1 protein-coding gene is annotated in these 3,604 nt (G+C 42.4%); it reads right to left on the bottom strand.

Annotated features, from left to right (window positions below; genetic code table 11):
• Positions 1–155: 155 nt before the first annotated feature.
• Positions 156–3,604, bottom strand: a 3,449-nt coding sequence (locus ACNART_RS17725) for a phage tail tip fiber protein (protein WP_416303668.1), incomplete at its 5' end; no start/stop codon positions are given.

Raw genomic sequence — 3,604 nt, 5'->3', positions numbered from 1 at the left:
ATGACTTTGCTCCGTGTTTTTTTCGGTTGTCGATAATGGGGCCAATCTTCTGGCCCTATCTGATAAGAGGTTAAATAACAGAGAATTTGCGTATCACGCGTTAAACGGTAAGGTTTACCGCCTTCAACAGGAAAAATTTCAAGACCATACATAAATCAATTCCCTAGGTAACCGATTTTCATCACAAGGCGTTTTTTCTCATCTTTGACGACCAATTGATTATTGGTGATATTTAATGCCCCATTACCACCCGTAAAGCGGAAAATATTGTTTTTGGCATCCAATAAAAAGCCATTCCCTTTATCAAATCCCGATGATTTAAAATAATTGAGTACCACTAGTTTCTGTATCCACGCTTTATCCATTAAGGCTTCATGAATAACCACCTGTCCATTCTTCACGACAAACGGTGTCACCACTTTGCCATTTAATGACGATATCACCGCAAAGTTTTGGGCATTAACCAGAAATTGGCTATTTCCTTGCGCATTAAATCCTAAGCCAATGCCGGTAATGACTTTATTCCCTTTGCTATCCTGCTGGACTTTCATTGTCCATGATGCGGAGATTTTGCCATTTAAATCAGTGACCACTTTAGACGTTTGTTCGATTTTGGCTGAACTTGTACCCACTTGGCTTTCTAAACGAGTCACTTGTTGGGCGGTCGAGGTCACCTTTCCTGAGACCTCAGTTACCTTAGTTTCAAGTTGGTTTACCGCATTCGCCGTTGCATTGGCTTTCTGTTCGCTGGACTTAGGCACTTCATTCATCACAAATCCTTTTGGTGCCACCGATTGTTTGTTATTAGTGTAAGTGCTGGTGATGATTTGATGGTTAACACTTTTATGCTTAGTGAGTTGGTATTTAGCGCCTCCCCGTAAATAGATATATTCCACAGAGCCATTCGTTAATTGAGCTGGTCCCATCACAGGAGATTGATTTGTCCATTTCCAATCAAAATTATCAATGATGCGGTTTTCAGATTGTGTTCCCCATCCAGAACCACTCACTTGCCACTCCACAATCATGGCAAAGCCTTTAGTGCTGTGAGTCGCATAACTGGGTTTATTATCTGAATATTTCCCTAAGGTTCTAAAAACCTTAAAGGCATAACGTCGAGAGGTTACTAAAGGCAAAATAACCGGATAATAGGTGTTTTCATTGAGTTTAGATAAATCTAAATCCACCACCACAGACTCCGTTAAATCGGCTTTCACTTTATCTAATTTGCTGGATAACGTTTGTACCTGAGAGGTTGCGGACGTCACTTTGCCATCGATATTCGATACTCGCGTATTTAATGCATTTACCGCACTACTATCAGCTTTCCCCTTAAGATTTGAATTGAGCGTTGAAATCTCTTGCGTTTGGGCTTGCTGTTTTGAGGTGAGGGTTTCTAGTGATTGATTAATCGCGGAAACATTCCCATTCATCCGTGTTTCCAATGACTGTCTGGCTTTCGCTTCCGCTTGGTCACCTGTAACTCGTGCTTGCTTCTCGGCTGAGATAAGTCCTGCGGTGACTTTAGATAAATCATTGCCGGTATAATCACCACGAAGTTGAGTGGCTAAGAATTGGCGTTGTTGTGCTTCAGTTTTATCAGCCTCAATACGTGCTTGTTGCTCTTGTTTAATTGCGGCAGCCTGTGCTTCTGTTGCCGTTGAAACTTTATTCATCCTCTCAGCCAATAATTTTTCTGATCCCTCCCGTTTTTTTTCACTTTCTTCAATCGTTGCGCCTTGCCTCATTGACTCTTCTAAAAGCTTATCGTGATTTATCCTCATTAGCTCATGTAATTCTGTAATATCGATTTGGTTAGCTTTGCTGTTAATTTCACCCAATAGGTCTTGTGCGAGTTGATCTCGACTAATTTGCCCCGCTAATTCCTCAAGAATTAAATCGGTTTGAGAAGAGCAAACACCAGAAGCTTCCACAAACGGTGATTTACCATAGCTGTTGATTGTTCGAACATAAAAATAATACGTATGCCCTGCTTGTAAGTTCTCTTGCGTCCAGAAATTCCCTTGGCCAACTTTATTTGTTTTGGTGATCACTTCATTTTCAGAAAGATCAGCGAGCTTTTCCTCACTAAACCAAAATTCAAAGGTATAACCCAAGACAGCGCTATCGCCTTGTTTCGGTGCAATGGTCAGATTAAATAAGCCAGAGGTAACATCAATATGCTCTGGAGGCGGTGGTGCTTGAATGGCAAAGTCACTGATAGCGGGAGCAGACATCGCGCCTGCCACGTTTGTAGCTCTGATTTCAACACGATAAGTCCCTCGTGCTAATCCGTTAATATCAACACGCTCACCCGGCACCTGAATAGACTGTATAACCTTGCCATTATGGAAAATATTGACCGTATTATAACGCACATCAGACGCCACATTCTGCCAAGAAAGTGTACCTTGCACGATGTCACTGACAGCAAGTGGAACAAAGGTAAGATTAATGGGTGAAGCAACACCGCCAGTGGGTAAACTCACAAACGGCGGACGTTCGAAAGGCTTGCCAATCACATCTTCATATAAATAGGCACCATCCTCTTCCAACGTTAAAGCCACACCCTCTAAAGCATGAAATGCCCATTCGGCAATACGAAATTCCAGTCCACTAATCCCCAAAGAAGGTAATGCTAAAAGCACAACTTCCCCCGGACGATAAGCATAGCCGTCTAAGTTCATCGTGAGTTGAACCCGTCTTCCTGCTTTCTTTTTACGGAGATATTGGCGAGCTAATCGTTGGGCTTGATAAGGGCTGGTGACAAAACGATAGTCGATATTCTCCCGAATTTCTAAGCCATCCTCTTTCACCCATTCGTCTACAATCACAGGCGTGAAATCCGTTTTTGTGTATAACTGTTCAGCATCAATAAACGTGCCATACACCGCATTGGTCGCGTCTTTTAAACCTGTTTCAGGGGTACACGTGACAGTGCCAATCAATTGTGATTCGGTGATAGTTTTTATTGCCGGCCCATAATAAGCACCGATTTGAATACCGTGTTTTCCTGCGGTGAATGTCGGTTCCGCGTTGATGCATTTGTGCATCGCTTCCAAGACACTCGATGGACTCTCATTTAAGTCATAGGCACCATTAAGGGTATATCGCGACTCAAATCCACCTTCTGGTAGACTCACTTTTTCATCACATAAATCGGCCGCCTGTTTAAAGCTGTCAAAATCAATATCTGTATCAGGTACTTTTAAATAATGGCGGTAATAATCCAAAATGACTAAAGCCCCATTATTACTCCACTCGGTTTGCCCAGTGCGAGGATCAAACAGATGTTTTCCCCAAACTTCACATTTCACATTGGGTAATCCATAAGGGAATTTTTCTTGGTCAAACGTGAGTGTCACACGTAACCACGCCAGACCTCGACCAATCATATCCTCTTTCCATGACGGGCAATTTTTTAGCATAAAGGGATCGACATCTTCTCTGCTATTATGTAACTCCACTTCAACAACAGGTGCCGTGATTTTTAAACTCCTCAACCAAAGGTGTTTAACTTCATGAACGGTATATTCACCAAACGTCTCAATTAAATCGTCCCCTAACCAAATCTTCCCGATTTTTTCTATGGGGTGCCCTGCCA

The sequence above is a fragment of the Proteus sp. LHD240705 genome (assembly GCF_047921555.1).
In the GTDB taxonomy this organism is placed as follows: domain Bacteria; phylum Pseudomonadota; class Gammaproteobacteria; order Enterobacterales; family Enterobacteriaceae; genus Proteus.
This window is presented reverse-complemented; position numbering and strand designations above follow the sequence as displayed.